Here is a 20,238-nt window from a genome sequence, read left to right on the forward strand (position 1 = left end):
AAAAATGGTTAACCCGCACTTATGTCATTGCGAGTTTTTCAATCCTCGGACTGTGAAGGTGGAAATGACAAAACAAAACGCGTCATTGCGAGGCAGGAAGCAATCCCCGACTGTGCAGATCCGCCCTGTAAGTAGGGGATTGCTTCGTCGTTCCTCCTCGCAATGACGGGATATTTAAGTTGTCATGGGTAGGAACGAAGCAATCGCGAACTATGCAGGTCCGCCCTGTAAAGTATGTGATTGCTTCGTACCTCGCAATGATATAACGCATAAAATAAACTACAATAAATGAAGATACTGTTCAAGCTCACATTCATCCTGCAAGCGGTAATACTACCCTTTATCACCCTTGCATCACCAAAAAAACAAACGTCTACTATTACCATCCCCTATGGTACAGGCAATACCATTGTTTACGATTTGAAAACCGGTATCTACAATGTTTACAAAGACAAAATCGTTATCTTTTCAAACGTGAGTTCAACTTTTAAAGTGAACGGTGCGGCTGTTTCCACTAAGGATAACCTGGCACGGAAGTATAGTAAAACCAGCATAACTGACGGCTTTGGTAAAGGCGAAAAACATGTAATTACCCTAACAGGCGATCATCTGCCCAAAACCGAACAGGTATTTTACATTTATCCCGGCCGGGAGTTTTTTCTGACGCAGATTGTGTTGATTGGGAAAGATTTGAGCAGTAATTCTATCATCCCCTTCTCGGGTAATATCCCGGCAGTTACCGGCGATGCACGCAGCATTTTTGTGCCTTTTGATAACGATACTTTTATCCGCTACAATGCCAAAGAATTTAAAGCCCCTTTTAACAATGTAAGTGCCGAAGTAGGGGCGGTGTACGATAACAACTCCCGTAACGGATACATAGTAGGATCGGTAGAGCATGAGGTTTGGAAAACGGGCATCCGCAGTGTATCAAAAGCCGATGTAGGCAATAAATTAGTGGCATGGGCCGGTTATACCGAACTAAGCGTAACCCGCGATCATATAGAACACGGAGACGTTAAAGGCAATGTGGTAGCATCGCCCAAAGTTTTTATTGGTTATTTTGACGACTGGCGCACCGGTATGGAAACCTATGCCAAAGCCAACCGCATTGCCGAACCTCCTTTTGTTTTTAACTGGACAAAGCCTACACCCGTTGGCTGGAACAGCTGGGGCGTAATGCAGGAGAAATTAACCTACGAGAAGGCCACCAAAGTAGCCGATTTTTTTGCTGATAGTATCCCCGCTTTCCGTACAGGTAACACCGCTTTTATCGACCTGGATTCTTACTGGGATTTTATGCTGAAGGGTGGCCTGGAAGGTGATTACAGCAAGTTAAAGCAGTTTGCCGATTACTGTAAAAGCAAAGGCCTGCAGCCAGGTGTTTACTGGGCACCGTTTACCGATTGGGGTTGGAAAGATGGCCCCAACCGCAAAGTGGCCGGAACTAATTATACTTATGGCGAAACCTGGACAAAAGTTGGTACAGGCTATAACGATATTGATGGCGCAAGGGCGGTTGACCCAACGCACCCGGCAACTTTAAAACACATCGACCTGATGATAGGTAAGCTGAAAGAATGCGGTTTTAAGATGATTAAGATCGATTTTCTGGGGCATGCCACTACCGAATCGAGCCATTTTTATGACCCTGCCATAACTACTGGTATGCAGGCCTACCGTAAGGGTATGGAACACCTGGTTACACAATTGGGCGATCAGATGCTTATTTACGCGGCCATTTCACCAGGTTTGGCTACCGGGCGTTATGTGCATACCCGCCGCATTGCCTGCGATGCGTTTAAAAGTATCGATAACACCCAGTATACTTTAAACAGCGTTACCTATGGCTGGTGGCAAACCTTTTTGTACAATTATGTTGATGCCGACCATGTGGTATTATCAACCGAAAGCGAAGGTACCAACCGCGCCAGGATGCTCTCGGCCATCATCACCGGCACATTTATAACCGGCGATGATTTTTCTGTACACGGTCCATGGAGCAGCCGGGCAAAAACCTGGTACCAGGACCCCGAGCTATTAAAAGTGATTCAAAACGGCAAAACCTTTAAACCAGTGGAAGGCAATACCGGCGAAAATGCATCGGAAATATTTACCCAAAAAATTGGGAATAGTATCTATATTGCCGTGTTTAATTACGGCAAGGATGCTAAAACCTTCGCGTTTAATGGCAAACGTTTAGGGCTTAGCGGTACGGCTTCTTATGAGCTTCATGAGCTATTGCAGGGCAATGTTTTGGGCGGCACCCTTAGTTTTAAACTCGATGGCAGCGATGCCGCTTTATATAAATTAGATCTTAAAAAATAACCAATATTATAAACGTGAGAAGAACACAAAAAAAGCTGATCATCCCGGTTTGCCTTACCATGGCCGGTATGCTGGCAGCGGCTACCAGCTACGCGCAAACCGTAACTATCCCTGTTGAAACACAAAACAATGCCCTGGTACTGCAAACCGATGGCGATAAGAACCTGAAAATGGTTTATTTTGGCCATAAGTTGGGTAATGCCAAAGAATATGAAAGCATTTTGGGCATGTATAAACAAGCCGATGATTCGGGCGTATTGAACGATGCCTACATGCCATCAGGTTCTGCAAGCCTTGCCGAGCCGGCCATTACGGTTACCCATGCCGATGGTAATAAATCGCTCAACCTGGTTTATGTAAGTCATACCGTTACCAAAATAGACGACGATATCAGCTTGCTGACTGTTAACCTTAAAGATCCTGCATATCCGTTTGAGGTCACCCTTTACTATAAAACCTATTTTAAAGAAGATGTAACTGAACAATGGTCGGTTATTAAGCATAATGAAAAGGGTGTGGTAACGCTTAATAAATTCGCCTCGGCCAACCTTAATTTAAAAGGTAATGGCTTTTGGCTAAAACAATATCACGGCAACTGGGCGCTTGAAATGCAGCCCGAAGAAGCCAAACTAACCCATGGCATCAAAACTATCGATAGCAAATTAGGCACCCGTGCTAACCTATATGAACCATCAATGTTTATGGTGTCTATGGATCAGCCGGCTACCGAAGATGAGGGTAAAGTGATGTTGGGCGCGCTGGAATGGTCGGGCAATTTCAAGATCGACCTGGAACTGGATGTTTCCAATAACCTAAGGGTGATTGCCGGCATGAACAACGCGGCGTCGGAATATCACCTTAAACCTGGCGAAGACTTTACAACTCCCGCTTTTGTTTATACCTATAGCGATCATGGTAAAGGCGATGCCAGTCGTAAATTACAGCGCTGGGCGCGCAAATACAAAATTGTTGACGGCGAGGGCGACAGGCTTACCCTGCTCAACAATTGGGAAACCACCTACTTTGATTTTAACGAAGCCAAACTTGCCGACCTGATGAAGGACACCAAAAAGTTAGGTGTTGATATGTTTTTGTTAGATGACGGTTGGTTTGGTAACAGTCACCCCCGCAATGGCGACAATGCCGGTTTAGGCGATTGGCAGGAGAACAAACAGAAACTGCCGAATGGCATCAGCTCGCTGGTGAAGGAAGCTACTGCCAATGGTGTAAAGTTTGGTATCTGGATAGAACCCGAAATGGTTAACCCGACCAGCGATCTTTATGTTAAGCATCCGGATTGGGTGATCAAACAACCCAATCGTCCCGAAAAATATTTCCGCAACCAGTTGGTGCTCGATTTGGCCAATCCGCAGGTGCAGGATTTTGTGTACGGTGTAGTTGATAACCTGTTTACCAAAAATCCAACCCTGGCCTACATTAAATGGGATTGCAACGCGGTAATTTATAACGCTTATTCGGCGTATTTAAAGAAAGATCAATCGCATTTGTATATAGAGTATGTGCGGGGGTTATATAAGGTGCTTGAAAGGGTGCGCGCGAAGTATCCAAAGGTGCCGCTAATGCTATGCTCAGGTGGTGGCGGGCGTGTTGATTACGGCGCGTTGAAATACTTTACCGAGTTTTGGCCAAGCGATAACACCGAGCCTTTAGAAAGGGTGTTCATCCAGTGGGAATACTCGTTCTTTTACCCTGCCATGACCAGCAGCAACCATGTTACCGATTGGGGCAAACAACCACTAAAATTCCGTACCGACGTAGCCATGATGGGCAAATTAGGTTTTGACATTGTGGTAGGCAGGTTGAGTGAAAACGATTTAGCTTATGTACATGGCGCGCTAAAAAGTTATGACTACCTCAAAGATGCCATCTGGCATGGTGACCAATATCGTTTGCAAAGCCCCTGGGATAATGACGCGGCATCTATTATGTATGTAAACGATAGCAAAACCAAAGCGGTTATGTTTAATTACCTGGTAAATAACAGGTATGGTACCGGTACCAAAGTGCCCATCCGTTTAAAAGGGCTGGATCCGCAGAAAAAATACCAGGTTAAGGAGATCAATCTTTACCCCGGCAACAATTCATCTATAGGTAATAACCTTGCTTTTACCGGCGATTTTTTAATGAATGTAGGTATTAACCCGGATGTTAACAGTGGCCGTACAAGTGTTGTAATACAACTTGACGAGGCAAAATAAACGGCATTTCAGCTAAACAAAAAGCCCCGGTAACCAAAAGTGCCGGGGCTTTTTTATATCTCCTGGCTATTTTGTTTGGAGCAATATGTAACAACATTATTATGTAACATGTCTGCAACAAGTTATAATAAACAATAGGGCATATGTACTTTTATAGCAGCATGTAATTAATGTCAGCTTAACAGTATTGAGTAACAGATTAATTACATGCTATAAACCATTACCTGTGCACATCCGCCTTACCATATGAAGAAAATTCTACTCCTGTTATTTATCGCCACTCTTGGAAATATTACTTATGCCCAAAACCGTCGGGGAGGTGGCGGCAATGGTAATGGCAATTTTCAGCAGCAACGGCGCTCAAAAGATCAAAAAGGACCGTTGCCTTTCAGAGAAGTTTTAGGTGTGGTTAAAGATACTGCCGGCAAAAAAATGGAAGGTGCTACTGTAAAATTAGTATCGGCTACTGATAGTATGGTTACAAGTACAGGGCCTACGGGTAAGTATACTTTCAGGAGTGTTAAATCGGCAACTTTTGTTATTACCGTTACCAGTATCGGCTTTCAAACCGTGGTACGAAAGATGCTGAATAATGACGAAAGCCGCAGTCTGGAACTTGATCCGTTTATATTAAAACCGCAATCGCATATGTTGGGCGAGGTTGTGGTTAACGGCGAGCCAAGTATCACTTATAAAACAGATACCGTTGAGTATCGCGCCAGCGATTACAAGGTACGCCCCAACGCAACGGTTGATGAACTGATCAAAAAGATGGAGGGGGTTGAAGTGGCTAAAGACGGTACAGTTACACACCAGGGACAGGCTGTAGTGAAAGCGAGACTAAACGGTAAGGATTATATAGGTGGCGATGTAGCACAGGCAATTCAAAACCTGCCTGCCGATATAGTAGAGAAGATTCAGATAATTGATGATTATGGCGATCAGGCCGCCCGTACAGGTATTAAGGATGGCGACCCTCAAAAGGTGCTTAATATTACTACCCGGCCCGATAAATCTGTAGGGAACACTGGTCGTTTAAATACGGGTATAGGTAGTGACGACCGTTATGATAATCGCTTATTTTTTCAGCGGCTTAACGGTAATGAGCAAATAGGGGTGATAGGTAGTTTTGTAAATACCGTAAACGGCGTTACCGGCGGTAGTGGCGGTGGCAGCGGTGGCACAACAAAAACAGGCGGTCCTAATGTTAGCTATCGCGGCTATCTCACAAAAAAAATACAGATCAATGCCAGCTACAACTACAATTTCAGGGATGTTAACTCCATTAATCATAGCGATGGGCAGCAATTTAGCACACTGGGTACCACCAATTTTATCAGGAACAGCAATGCGCAAAACGACAACAAAACCCATAGAATTAACCTGGAACTGGAGTATAATATAGATAGCGCAAATTATTTAAAAGTAACGCCAAGTTTTAGCTACACGGGCGCAAACTCATCCAACACATCCCAATATTTCCGAACCGGGTTAATACACCAGGATATTGCTGGTATAACCAATAGTAATAATACCGTACCTACTTACAGCGGTATTGTGTTTTATCAGCATTTATTTAAAAAACCTAAGCGTAATTTATCCTTACAGCTAAGTTATACAAGGGCCGATAACGAAACGGTTAACGGGCAGGATAATAACATTATTTACTACCAGGATTCAACTGATCACGTATTGAAGGATTCTTTGGTGAACCGCTACATTAGTCGCACCAACCTGAGCAAAAGTTTCAGGACCAGCTTTACCTATGTTGAGCCGCTTAGCGATGTGTCACAATTGGAATTTAACGCGCAGGTAAATTCACGTAGTTATGATAACCAGGCTTATACCTATAATATAGATTCAGCAGGTAGACGTAGCCTGGTAGATTCACTAAGCAATGTTTTTAAATACTCGTTTACCGAAACCCGTTTGGCCCTTAACTACCGGATACAGGAAAAAAAATATAATGTATCCTTAGGTGTTACCGCGGTACCCACTGTATTGGATGGCACAAAAATTAGCGGTGGCGTAATAAGTACCCATCGTAACGATTTTAATTTAATCCCGATAGCGCGCTTTCAGTACGTGTGGTCAAAGCAGGAGCGATTTTCAGTCAATTATTCTGGTAGCCCGCAGGAACCATCGTTTAATCAAATTCAGCCGGTAAGGGATGAATCAAATCCGCAAAACCCGGTTGTGGGTAACCCCGATTTGAAACCATCGTTCAGCAACTCTATCAATTTTCAATACAACAACTACCTGGTAGATTCAAAGTTTAACGTATCGGGCAATGCCAATATCAGTTTTATCAAAAATAAAATAGTTACCAATACCGTGCAGATTGCCGATACTTTAGGTGCTCTAAAAAACGAAACGCATTACATCAACTTAGACGGGAGCTACAGCATTGGAGGCAATTATAACATCTCTAAACAGTTTGATGATCGTAAATATAACCTGTCGCTTAATGGTACCATCCAGTATACTCATGGGGTATCTATGAGTAATAACATACAAAACTTCACCACAATGTGGCATTACAATGAACGTTTTGGTCCGCAGATCAACCCAAATGAATCTATCGAGATTAATCCATATGTATCTTACGATGTAGCCAAATCATTTTTTACACTGCCACATTCGGTAAATACGAATATCCGCACTACGGCGCTGGCTATTGATGGTAAGTTTTACTTTTTAGAAGGCCGTACGGCTACATTTGGGTACAATGCCAGTAAGAACTTTGTGACGGGAGTATCGCAAAACCTAACCCGTAATCCGTTGGTTATTAACGCTTATATCGAGAATCAGTTTTTCAGGAAGCGTAACCTCACTATCAGTTTCCAGGTGTTTGATATACTAAAACAAAACAACTTTGTAAACCAGGTAACTACCGAAAACTCGGTAACCAACACGCTTAGCAATGCGCAAAGTCGTTATTTTATGTTGAGCGCAAAGTTGAATCTTCAAAAATGGAGTGGTGCGCCCATGCGCCATGGACAACGGATGAAGAGGAGAGGGGATGGAAGTTTTATTGAGTAAGAGAAAGCCCCTCTAAATCTCCCCTGAAGGGGAGACTTTTGATTAGCAAGGTTTAATAACTTCTCAGCCCTTCTTTTAAAGTCCTCTCCTTTGGAGAGGATTTAGGTGAGGCTTGTTCTTTGGAGAGGGCAGGGTGGGGCTGGCCCTATATCTTAATCAAATCCTGTTTCAAAGCGGCTATCACCAGGCCGGTTCTTGATTTGGTATCGAATTTTTGGAACAGGGCCTCGCGATAATTGTCTATGGTATGTGGGCTTAAGTTCATTATATCGGCTATTTGCTTGTAGGTAAGATCACTACAGCAAAGTTCAAGAAATTTTAGTTCGTTGGCGTTTATTTCTACCTGTTGGGTTTTTAGTGGCTGATTATTTTGAATGTTGCGCAATAATTTGCCGCTCACCAGTTCATTAATATAAAACGATTGCTGGGCTATACCGGTAATGGCTTCAATCAGGTCGGCCGCTTTTGATTGTTTTAGCATATAGCCGCCGGCACCACTTTTTAGCATGGCTATAATGGGTTTGTCCTCTTCAAACATGCTTAAGGCCAGTACTTTAATTTCGGGGTGATGTTGCTTGATCCATTTGGTGCTTTCATAGCCATCCATTAAAGGCATGGTGATATCCATCAATATCACTTCGGGCAAAGGGTTTTGGGATATTTTTTTAATCATATCCTGCCCGTTCTCGGCATCAAATAGTACGTTTATCTTGTCGGAGTCGTTAAGCAAACTGGCCAGGCCTTGTCTGAAAAGCGTATGATCGTCAACAATAGCGATGTTAATTTTTTCGGGGTACATCAATATCTAATAGGGTATAGTTACAACAATTTCAGATCCGCTACCTACGGTTGAGGTTATTGAGGCTATACCACCTATCATTGCAGCACGTTTCGTTATATTATGAAGCCCCATTCCTGTTTTGCGTTTCAATGTTTCATCAACATTAAAGCCAGCCCCGTTATCGCGAATGATTAACTTAAAGGCATTTTCAATCTGCTCTAAAGTTATAAAAATTTCGGTTGCCCGGGCGTGCTGAATAATGTTATTTATGATTTCCTGGAACAGGCGAAAAACAATGGTTTCCTTAGCACCATCCCCGCTAAATACGCCAAAGTTTTCTTTTTCAAAGTGGATTTTAAATTTATCTGAACGTTTTAGCCATTCCAACTCAAATTCAATGGCGGCGGCCAAACCGCGGTTTACCAGCTCTTCGCCGTGCAGCAGGCGTGAAAGGGCTTTCACTTCCTTGATAGACCGGTTGGTAAGGTCATCAACAAAAGCAAGTTTCTCGGCTGCTTTATCCTTGTTGTTTAAATCGATAGAACTTAGTGTAATGGTAGTGATGCTTAATAGTTGGCCAATGTTATCGTGTAAATCATAAGCAATTGTTTTTAATGTTTGCTCCTGTACTTCAATCTGTGTTTTAAGTAGTTCATTTTCAAATGTTTTTTGCAGCAGTAGTTTCTCTTCCTGGTGTTTCTTTTTTTTGCGGTTATAGGAAACCACATAAATGATGAGGAAAAGTGGGGCTATTAAAAATATAAGCGATGTAAGCCCTATGAGGAAAATGATCTCCTCTGAAGATATCTGCATAAAAAAGCGTATGACCAAAATGAGTATAGTATTATATTTAGTAAAATAAAGATGTAATACCGGATGGAAAGTTGATTGTTAATAGGTTTTATTTGAGAAAGATAATCGAAAAATATATTGCAGGTAGTACTGCCAAAGTAAAAAAATAACGCGCCGCTAACCCACCAGAACGGTGCCGAAAATGCCAGCCGCTCAAAGTTCTCGTCCATCAGTTTAAGATAGTAATAATACAGGCTGGCCAGTACAAATACCACCGACATTACCGATGCAGTTATGGATACAAATGATTTAAAATGGTTCATCACCAGTTCGGCCAAGTAGATTGCCATAAATATAATATACCAGGTAATTAGCCATTTGCCCGTGTTTTTAAAAGGCTTGTACAAACTGTAAAATGTGTAACTGGTAATCCCACACTCCAGCAATAAAAAAACGTTATACAGGTTGTAATTGGGAATGTGTGCTACCTTACGCATATAAACACCCATGGCCTCACAAATGCAGGTTAGCAACAGGTAGGGTATAAATAGCCTCCAGGCTGTATCCTTATCTTTAATTAAAAAGATAAAGGCAGCCAGGAAGCATATAAACTCACCCCCGGTATTTATGGTGATGAACATCATTTGTTTTATTGGATTAGGGTTGCACCAATGCTACTGCAAGTAGCCGGTGGCGGGCATTGTTCGCCACGGTTTTCTGGAGGCGTGCCAACTATAAAGCCGCCGTCGGTTTTGGCTTGGCCTGTTGCTGGTTTACCTTTATAGTAATCCCAATGATATTTATTGGTATCGCCTAACAATTGCCTTGTTGATACCATTACCAGCGTATTAAAACCCCAGAATTGTTTATCTGGCTTATGCCCGCCCACAAAGTCTTTATCATAGTTTTTATCGTAACTGGCCAGGTAAAAACGGATGCCATCGCCGCCTTCGTTCTTGATTTTTTTAACAAGGCTGTCCAAGCGGGCCACACTAAACCAAACGCAGCGGGTGTCTGGTTTATGATAGATTTTACCTAACCCATTTGCTCCAAGTAAACCCGAGTCAACAGTGCCGGCACGGCTTTCATAGTTTTTTACATACCGCAGTGCCGTTTCATAGGTTAAGGTATCAACGATTTGCGCATCCGGATGAGGAGCTGTTACAGCTGGGGTGCTTTGTTTACACGAACTAAAGCCAAGGCCGGCAACTGCCAGCGCTAATAGGGTAATTTTTATTGTCATGATAGTTATTATTTAAGGTGATTCGAAAGTGCTCAATTATAAGTACAAACACAATTTATATCCCACCTTTTTTTACCCTTAAAAAACCCTGTTAAAAAAGCTGATTACACCCTGTTTTACCTTTTGATTAAAACAGACATTTGGAGTGTCATAAAAATGATAAAAAATAAATTGTGCCTTTTGTAAAATAAATTTCGCTGCTAAATATAAACCAGTTCGTAATAATTACAATATGCAATGACAACGATATGGCGATATCGGAAACTAAATTAATCAATAGCTTATATTATTGTAAAATATTGATAGTTAGGTAAATATTTACAGATTTCAGTGTCTCGGTTTATAATTAATAAAATTTTTATCATATAGAATAATATATATTTACCAGGCAATTTGATAATTGTAAACCTGAAAATAACCAATAACTAAAACCTAAAATTTACACACTATGGATCCTTACATTGCAGAAATCCGCATGTTTGCCGGTACCTACGCGCCCCAGGGATGGGCAACGTGCGACGGGCAAATAATGTCAATCGCTCAAAACAATGCTTTATTTGCTTTAATCGGTACAACGTACGGTGGCGATGGCGTACAAACCTTTGCACTGCCCGATTTGAGAAGTCGCGCACCTATTCACGCAGGGCAGGGCAGAGGCCTGTCTTCTTATGTTCAAGGGCAAACAGGTGGTAGTGAGTCTGTTAATTTGTCTCAACAACAACTGCCTGCTCACTCGCATTTGGTAAACGGGGTCTCGACAGCGGCGAATCAAAGCACTCCGGGGGGCTTTTTCCCTGCACTGTCAAATGATCCGGCTGCAGGTACACTTATTAACAGCTACTCTGATGCGAAACCTGATCAACAAATGAACGCAACTACAATTTCATTAACAGGCGGAAACCAACCGGTTGCAACTTTATCGCCGGTATTGGCTGTTACTTTTATAATTGCGCTTAACGGTATCTGGCCGCCAAGACCGTAATATATAATGGAAATGAACAAAATTTTTGATAGGTGCAAATGAAAATTGGCATTGTATCAAATTCTAAAATATGCATGCCCCTGCTTTCTTATTTAAGCAATTATAATAAAGCAGGGGTTATGTTGTACCTGGGGAAATCGCTGCAGCCTGGTATCGCCGCAAATGATATCATAGTTTTTTGCAGGTCAAAAGCGATTAATATTTACACAGAGAGTAATCAAGAAGAATTATATCAATGGCAGCAGGTGTATAGCCCGGATGTTATTTTCTTTTTGGGTTATAGCAATAAGGTAGATATTGAACAATTAAGCGGCGTGCCCAAAGGTATATATAACATACACTTTGGTAAACTACCACAATTCAGGGGGCCATCACCTGTGTTTTGGCAAATAAAAAAAGGCGAGGCCAGTATTGGCCTGGCTATTCACCAAATGACAGATAAGCTGGACAGCGGCCCGGTTGTTTGGGAACACAATATCAATAACGAAGAATATCATACATATAGCTATATCAACGAGGTTTTTAGTGAGTTGCAGGTTAGGGGAGTGTTGGATATTCTTGAAAAAATAGCCAAAAACCAGGTTTTAAGTAAAAAAATACAAGATAAAACCGAGGCTAAATATTACAGCAAACCCAAATTCGCAGATGTGATGATCAATTGGGAGAAGATGGATGTAAAAGAAATACTCAGCTTAATTAAAGCATGCAGTTCATGGAATAATGGGGCTGCTGCGTTGATAAACGGGTATGAACTTAAAATATTGGATGCGGAACAAGCCACCGAAAAGCAACCGAATAGTACGCCAGGGGCAATTATAATAGGAAATAGCAACTTTAATGTGATATGCATCGATAATGAGGTATTAAGCATTAATTTTTTCAATATAAACAGTACCTGTATACCGGCCCGGCACGCAGGTTTTTATGGTTTACAAACAGGGCAAAAATTTATCAGTCGGCTATAAACAAATTAGCAGGCAATGCAACCGGATATTTATTACCTTATTATGAAAAAAACTTTACTTTTCCCAAGGGGCTTTGTATCAAAGCATCTACGTTTTCTCACATTCGCACTCTTGTTGATTGCTGTGATGGGATCGGCCCTAAAGAGCAAGGCGCAGGTATATTATACGCTAAATGATGGCACCGCCAGTGCAACCAGTACAGATGGCGTAGTGCGGGTAGGTTATGATGGAACCAGCGCATCTACGCTTGCATCATCATTTACAGCTTTACCTACATTTACAGCCTATGATTTTCCTGGCAATCGCGCCTTTGTTTATGAGGGAACAGCAAACGCGCTTCAGATACGGGTAGTAAATTTAAGCAGTGGTACATTAACAACTACTATAACTGTACCTACACAAGTGGTAGCACTGCGTTATGATGCAGCAAGTGGTTATATTTATTATTTAACTACGGCCAGCGGTTCTACATTAGCCGCGGGCGACGCGTTGAGAAAAGTAAAGCCCGATGGTACAGGTGATGCGTTGGTTTTAGCTTCAATCACAGCTTCGCCAAAGTATTTGGCACTTGATTTAACTCATGGTCAGGTAATTGTCGAGGATGTATTTGCGACCACAAATATCATGAAGGTAATTAAAATAAGCGATGGTAGCTCAACCACCCTTATTTCAAATAGCACACCTATTAACGCTATTCATTATAATGTTGCTGATAATTACATCTATTACCTTACCAGTGACGGATCCTTTTCAAGTAACGGTGCTAATGATGCGCTTGTTAAAATACATCCAGATGGTACCGGTCAAACAACAATAGCAAGCAGTATAGCCGCAAGTCCCGTTTTATTGGCAGTTGATGCGGGCAATAACAGGGCTTTTATTTATGACGGGGCAGGGCTATCGCCTACCGTAAGGGCAATAAGAAAAATAGACTTAGGTACAGGTTCGGTAAGCGCAATAACCAATATTTCTTCATTGCCAAACAGTGCGGCCATTACAGCTCTAAGCGTACCACAGGCCGCGGTAATTTCAACAACTGCTGCAAGTAGTATTACCGCAACAACTGCCACTATAGGCGGCAATATATCGCAAACCGACGAATCCGTTACCGAACGTGGGGTAGTATATAGTTCTTCAAATACAACACCAACTGTAGGTACCGATACCAAACAAACCATTGGTACTGGCACAGGGACGTTCTCTGCAAGCATAGGAAGTTTAAGCGTTTCAACCACCTATTATTTAAGGGCATATGCAATCAGCTCTGCAGGCACATCATATGGTACCGTGGTTTCTTTTTCAACGTTATCAAATGATGCCACACTTTCGGGGCTTAGTTTAAGTAGTGGTTCATTAAACCCAACATTCGCTTCGGGCACTGTTTCTTATACAGCCTCGGTATCAAACAGCATATCAGCAATTACCATTACACCAACACAAAACCAGGCCAACGCCACTATCAAAGTTAACACTACCATTGTTACATCGGGCTTTGCATCTGCCAGTTTCAACTTAAATATAGGCGATAATCTCCAAACCATTGTGGTAACCGCGCAGGATGGTTCAACTAAAACTTATAAAGTAACTGTAAACCGGGCCAAGACAGCACAAACTATTACTTTTGCTTCAACAGCCTCCAAAACATATGGCGATGCGAATTATGCGCCTGGTGCAACAGCAAGCAGCGGCTTAACTGTGAGCTATAGCAGCGATAACACGGCTGTGGCGACTATAGTGAGTGGTAAAATTCAAATTGTTGCCCCCGGTACGGCAAATATAACTGCCTCGCAGGCGGGCGATGCCAATAACCTGGCTGCAAGCAATGTAGTACAGGCCTTAACGGTAAACAAGGCTGCAATAACAGTAACTGCAAATGCCGGCAGTAAAATATATGGCGATGCAGATCCATCGTTAACTTATTCAGTTACTACGGGCACATTAGTGGGCAGCGATGCTTTCACAGGCGCGTTAACGCGCGATGCCGGTACCAATATCGGTACTTATAATATTACCCAGGGCACGCTGGCCATAAGCAGCACCAAATATACACTCACTTTTGTAAGCGGCGTTTTAACTGTTAACAAGCGGGCTATCAGTATTCAACCTGCTCCTGCAAGTAAGTCATACGGTGATGTGGATCCCAATTACCCTTATTATTATAGAGTGGGCTCATTAGCAAGTACTGATGGGATGACAGGTTCATACGTTCGCGATCCGGGCGAAACCCCAGGTACATACGCTTTGAGTATAGGAACCAAACACCCCGTAAATGCCACAACAGGTGTAGATCAGACTAATAACTACGACATTACTTTTTTACCCGAATATTTAACCATCACCAAAAGGGCCATAACCTTGCAGCCTGCACCGGCCACTAAAGTTTACGGTGATGCTGATCCTGGCTTCCCTTATTATTTTCGGGTAGGTTCACTTGCGCCAGGCGAAGGCATGACTGGTACATTTGGCAGGCAACCGGGCGAAGATGCGGGTGTTTATACGTTAAACCTTGGCACCAAAAGGCCGGTAAATGCTACCACAGGGGTATTTACTGATCAGTATTATACCATATCGTTTTTACCGGATAATCTTACCATTACCAAAAAAACGGTTAGCGTAAATGCGAACACACTAAGTAAAAACTATGGCGATGTTGATCCAACCTTAACTTATAGTTCTGGCGCACTCGGCTTTAGCGATACCTTTGGCGGTGTGTTAACACGTGCCGTTGGGGAAAGTGCAGGTATCTATGCTATTAGCCAGGGTAGCCTTGCTTTAAACGCCAATAACTATAACCTTAATTTTACGGGCGCAAATTTTACTATCAGTACAAAAACAATTAACGTAACCGCCAATGCGCAAACCAAAACATATGGCGATGCGGATCCAGCTTTAACCTACACTGCCGATGCATTGAACAGTGGAGATAGCTTCACAGGTGCATTAACCCGTATTGCCGGCGAAACTGCTGGTAGTTATGCTATTAACCAGGGAAGCCTGGCATTAAACAGTAACTATACTTTAAACTTTACGGGTAATAATTTAAGTATCGGTCAAAAAACAATTAATGTAACTGCCAACGCTCAAACCAAAACATATGGCGATGCAGATCCGGCTTTAACCTATACTGCCGATGCGTTACTCGGTGGTGATACCTTTACGGGGGCGTTAACCCGTGTTGCCGGCGAAACCGCTGGTAATTACCCCATTAACCAGGGCAGCCTGGCGGTGAATAGTAATTACGCTTTAAACTATACAGGTAATAGCTTAACCATTAGTAAGGTTTCATTAAGTTACGTAGCGACCGCTGCAAGTAAAACTTACCTGGCACCTAACCCGGCCTTTACAGGAACAGTAACAGGGTTTGTTAATGGCGATACACGGGCATCGGCTACAACCGGTACATTAAGTTTTACATCCACAGCAACAACCTCAAGTCCGCAGGGAAGTTATCCTATAATTGGTTCGGGTTTAAGTGCAGCCAATTACGATTTTATCCAGGCACCGGCAAATAGCTCGGCCTTAACGGTTCTTTTATCTCCTGATGCCGCTTTATTAAATATATCGGTTTCACAGGGAACGTTAAATGCCCCTTTTGATGCCGGAACATATCAATATTTAGTAAATGTAGATCATAACACTACATCCATTGATCTTACTGCTGTTGTTCATCAGGGTAATGCCACCATGCTTGTTAATGGTATGGCGCTAACATCAGGTTCGGCAATTACCTTACCTTTAGGTGCCGGTACTAACTACTTTACCATAGTGGTAACTGCCCAGGATGGTACCAGTACACAAAGTTACCTGGTAACTGTAAACAGGGCATTTTCTACAAACAACCTGTTAACAAACATTACGCTGAGCGGGGTTACAATTAATCCGGTGTTTGACCCTAACACAACAACATATACGGCTTCTGTAGGTAATCTTGTTAATGGCACAGATATTACCGCGACCGCGGCCGATATTGACGCCAGTGCACAAATAGGCCCCATCAAGATAACCGCAACTACGTCTTACCACTTTCCGTTAAATGTTGGCGATAATTCAATAAATGTTGACGGTGTAGCACAAAACGGAGATATTAAAAGTTATAATATAACTATAACCAGGGCACCATCGTCAGATGCAAGCTTATCATCACTTAATACTACTGTATTAACATTTAATGAACCATTTAGCAGTACCACTTATAATTATACTGCAACCGTAGCTAACAATGTATCACAGTTTAACTTTGTGCCAGTTGCCACAAACAACGCTGCTATTATTACGGTTAATGGTAATACGGTAAATTATTTAGGCGTTACACCAACACTTAATTATGGCGTTAATACTTACACTATAGTAGTTACATCTGAGGATGGTACAGTAACAAAAAATTATACAATAACAGTAACAAGAACGCTGTCGTCAGATAATAACCTGGCTACGCTTTCCATTCCATATGTTACTACAATAAACGAGCCTTTTGATCCCAGTGTATTAAATTATACAGCTACACTGGCTGATTCAACCATAACCGGTTTGCCACTTACCGCTTACTCATACGATCCAAACGCTACCATGAAAATAAATGGTACCGCGGTAGCCAGGTTTGCCAATTATACCATGACTTTACATGGCGGGGATAATACTTTTAATATAGTAGTTACACCACAGGATAACAGCGCCACAAAAACGTACACGCTGGTGCTTACACGTGCCGGACAAGCCCCGCCACTTTTCTCGCCTGATGCCAGCTTAGTGGCCATTGCTGTTTCGGGTACTGGATATTCGCATAATTTCAATTTCGCTTTTGATGCCCTTACGCCGCTCACCGTGGCAAATAAAATTACCGGGGTAAGGCTTTCACCGGTGGCAGGTAATAGCGGCGCAACAATTACCGTTAATGGTGTTGCAGTAGCCCAGGGCAATGCAACTAACCTGCTGTCATTAAATTTAGGCGATAATACTTTTGATATTGTAGTAACCGCTGCAGATGGTGTTCATCAAACAACAACAACCTTACACGTAAACAGGCTGCCGGCAGCTGATGTTAGCCTTGCATCTTTAGCTATAAACGGCGGTGCTTTAAGCCCTGCATTTTCTGGCACTACCTTTACATACACGGCTTCTGTACCTTACAGCTTTAGTACGTTAAATATAACACCGGTTACCAATGCTGCGGATGCAACAGTTACCGTAGGCGCTACAACCATAAGCGCCGGCGCTCCAAGTGCAAGTGTGCCACTTAACACAGGGTTGCCAAACCGGATAAGGGTTACAGTAACAGCAGCCGATGGCGTTAATACCCAGGTTTATGCCTTAAATGTAACCCGTTTAGCGCCGGATGCTACACTTGCCGCTTTAACGTTAAATAACGGTACGCTTAGCCCGGCATTTAGTGGTGCAAATACAAATTATACAGCTTTGGTTGACAATAGCGTAAGTGTTATTTCTGTTAAGCCGGTAGCTATTGATCCGGGTTTAGTTATAACTGTTAACGGTGTATCACCTGATAATGCAGGTAACGTAAATGTATCTTTAAACACAGGCGCAAACACGATAACTACCGTAGTAACTACCCCTGATGGCATAGCAACAAGTACTTATACGCTTACGGTGTCACGTAAAGGACTTGGTTCAAGTTCTGTTGCTATCAGTGATGTAAGAATAAGCTCCGGTACAGTGGCCCGCGTTGCCAATACAGACATCTTTAACGGGTCTGTAACGGCGTCAACAAACAGCACCACTGTGTTGGTCCATACAACAGACAGTCATACCACCATCCAGATCAACGGGGTGACTACCAATAATGGTACATACTCCTTACCGGTACCATTAACGGGTTATACTACCAGCATACCTGTATTAATAACCGCCGAAGATGGGGTGACCACGCGTGCGCTTACCGTACAGGTAAGCAAAACAGGCTTAGGGGATGTTTCAATACAAGGTCTTTCAATAAGTTCTGGCTTATTGATAAGAACCGGAAGTAGCGACACCTGGACTGCCTCATTAAATACTGGCAGTATAACGGTAACTGCAACACCAACGGACAGTAATGCAAGCGTGAAGGTGAACACTGTGCCAACAGGTAACGGCGTAGCTTCTGCACCAATAACGCTTAACGCGGGTATTAACACCATACCTGTGTTAATAACAGCCCAAGACGGCGTAACCACGCGTGCTATAACGTTAGTTATAACCAATCTGTCACCAGATGTATCGATAAAAGGGCTTTCCATTAGTCCTGGTATATTGGTAAGAACTGGTACCAGCGATACCTGGACAGCTTCGTTAACTACCGGCAGTATAACGGTAACTGCAACGCCAACCAATACTAACGCCCATGTAAAGGTCAATAATATAGAAACAGGCAACGGTATAGCCTCTGCGCCTGTAATACTGAACTCGGGCGTTAACACCGTCCCGGTATTGATAACCGCAGAAAATGGTACAGTCACTCGTCAACTAACATTGGTGTTAACCTATGTGTCATCAGATATATCTATAAAGGGACTTTCCATCGGTTCGGGTACGTTGTTAAAAGTGGCGGGAAGCAACACCTGGATAGCCACAGTAAGTCCTGACAGTACAACGGTAAGAATAACGGCAACGCCAGCTAATGATAATGCCCACGTAAAGATTAACAATGTACAAACAGGCAATGGCATAGCATCGGCACCTATACCGCTTACGGGCTTCAGTACCAATATTCCGGTACTAATAACTGCCGAAGATGGTGTAACCACGCGTACACTTACTGTACAAATAAACAAATCGGCTTCATCAGATGTATCGATAAAAGGACTTGCATTAAGCTCCGGACTATTGGTAAGAACCGGCGTCACTGATGTTTGGACCGCCACTGTAAGCCCTCATAGTACAACGTTAACAGTAACCACAACGCCAGCAGATAATAATGCCATTGTAAAGGTTAACAATGTAAACACAGGTAACGGCGTAGCCTCTGCCGCAGTGTCGCTCACTGGCTATACCACCAGTATCCCGGTATTGATAACCGCAGCAGATGGGGTAACTACGCGCACAATTACCATACAGGTAAGCAAAGCAGGTTTGTCAGATGTATCCATAAAGGGGCTTTCAATAAATACAGGCCAGTTGATAAGATCAGGGAGTGCCGATACCTGGACGGCCAGCATAAATGCGGGTAGCATTAACGTAACTGCAACGCCAAATGATAATAATGCCAGCGTAAAGGTAAATGGAATCTTAACGGGAAATGGCGTAGCTTCTGCCGCTGTACAGCTTAGTTCAGGTATTACCACTATCCCGGTATTGATAACGGCCGAAGATGGAGTAACCCAACGTGAGCTTACGCTGCTTATAAGTAAAAGCGATTTATTATCATTCGCAACGACAAATATTACAGGCATAGCCAAAAAATCAAACGATATCACCGGTGATCAACTTATTGTACACCAGGCCCTATCACCAAATGGCGACGGGCAGAATGATATTCTGACGATAGACGGCATCGAAAACCACACTAATAATCACTTATCGATTATGAACGCTGGCGGTGTATTGGTGTATGATGTAAAAGGTTATGGTACAAACGGTAATGTGTTTGATGGCCATTCTAACAAAACCGGTACAATGCAAAAACCGGGGACCTATTATTATTCCTTAGAGTACGCGGATGGTAAAGAAACCAAACGTAAAACGGGATATATCATTATCAAATACTAACGTGTAAAATATCCAATTAAATATTAACCCCGGCCTATGATCTATGAAATCAACGGCCGGGGTTATCTATTGTTAAGGGTTAATTATAGCTGAGACAGAATTTGAAAAGACACGAAGGGTGTAGACGCTTTTTTTTAAGCAGGTATTCACCCTTATATTATGGTGTGAAAAAGGGGGAAATCAGCCTG

10 protein-coding genes are annotated in these 20,238 nt (G+C 42.7%); 6 read left to right on the plus strand and 4 right to left on the minus strand.

Translation table 11 applies throughout. The annotated features are described in order from the left end of the window. Window positions 1–288 precede the first annotated feature (288 nt). From FHS10_RS01925 to FHS10_RS01935, 3 genes are all read left to right on the plus strand, one after another. On the plus strand, window positions 289–2,328 hold the full coding sequence (locus FHS10_RS01925; RefSeq protein WP_259087118.1) for an alpha-galactosidase: 2,040 nt from the start codon (window positions 289–291) through the stop codon (window positions 2,326–2,328). A gap of 14 nt (window positions 2,329–2,342) precedes the next feature. Continuing rightward, a complete protein-coding gene (locus tag FHS10_RS01930) occupies window positions 2,343–4,547 on the plus strand; it encodes an alpha-galactosidase (RefSeq protein ID WP_259087120.1) in 2,205 nt (734 codons plus the stop codon). 246 nt (window positions 4,548–4,793) lie between these two features. Beyond that, a complete protein-coding gene (locus tag FHS10_RS01935) occupies window positions 4,794–7,589 on the plus strand; it encodes an outer membrane beta-barrel protein (RefSeq protein WP_259087121.1) in 2,796 nt (931 codons plus the stop codon). A gap of 145 nt (window positions 7,590–7,734) precedes the next feature. On the opposite strand, the gene FHS10_RS01940 is transcribed toward FHS10_RS01935, so the two are convergent. From FHS10_RS01940 to FHS10_RS01955, 4 genes are read right to left on the minus strand one after another with little or no spacing between them, the layout of a single operon-like run. Then, entirely contained in the window at window positions 7,735–8,388 is a 654-nt protein-coding gene (locus tag FHS10_RS01940) for a response regulator transcription factor (protein WP_259087123.1), read from the minus strand. 6 nt (window positions 8,389–8,394) lie between these two features. Next, window positions 8,395–9,183, minus strand: coding sequence for a sensor histidine kinase (locus tag FHS10_RS01945; protein ID WP_259087128.1), 789 nt, complete (start codon window positions 9,181–9,183; stop codon window positions 8,395–8,397). After that, the gene (locus FHS10_RS01950) at window positions 9,147–9,806 is read right to left on the minus strand and encodes a hypothetical protein (protein ID WP_259087130.1); all 660 of its coding nucleotides are present in this window, start codon (window positions 9,804–9,806) and stop codon (window positions 9,147–9,149) included. Before FHS10_RS01950 ends, FHS10_RS01945 begins: the two co-directional genes overlap by 37 nt. 5 nt (window positions 9,807–9,811) lie before the next feature. Beyond that, the gene (locus tag FHS10_RS01955; RefSeq protein WP_259087131.1) at window positions 9,812–10,405 is read right to left on the minus strand and encodes a hypothetical protein; all 594 of its coding nucleotides are present in this window, start codon (window positions 10,403–10,405) and stop codon (window positions 9,812–9,814) included. A 448-nt stretch (window positions 10,406–10,853) separates the two neighbouring features. Between FHS10_RS01955 and FHS10_RS01960 the strand changes: the two genes are divergently transcribed. From FHS10_RS01960 to FHS10_RS01970, 3 genes are read left to right on the plus strand one after another with little or no spacing between them, the layout of a single operon-like run. Next, window positions 10,854–11,387, plus strand: a complete 534-nt coding sequence (locus FHS10_RS01960; RefSeq protein ID WP_259087133.1) for a phage tail protein — start codon at window positions 10,854–10,856, stop codon at window positions 11,385–11,387. 38 nt (window positions 11,388–11,425) lie between these two features. After that, a complete protein-coding gene (locus FHS10_RS01965; protein ID WP_259087135.1) occupies window positions 11,426–12,352 on the plus strand; it encodes a formyltransferase family protein in 927 nt (308 codons plus the stop codon). A gap of 42 nt (window positions 12,353–12,394) precedes the next feature. Further along, window positions 12,395–20,050, plus strand: coding sequence for a cadherin-like beta sandwich domain-containing protein (locus FHS10_RS01970; protein WP_259087142.1), 7,656 nt, complete (start codon window positions 12,395–12,397; stop codon window positions 20,048–20,050). Window positions 20,051–20,238: the final 188 nt, after the last annotated feature.

The organism is Mucilaginibacter dorajii (assembly GCF_024808255.1).
Classification (GTDB): Bacteria; Bacteroidota; Bacteroidia; order Sphingobacteriales; family Sphingobacteriaceae; genus Mucilaginibacter; species Mucilaginibacter dorajii.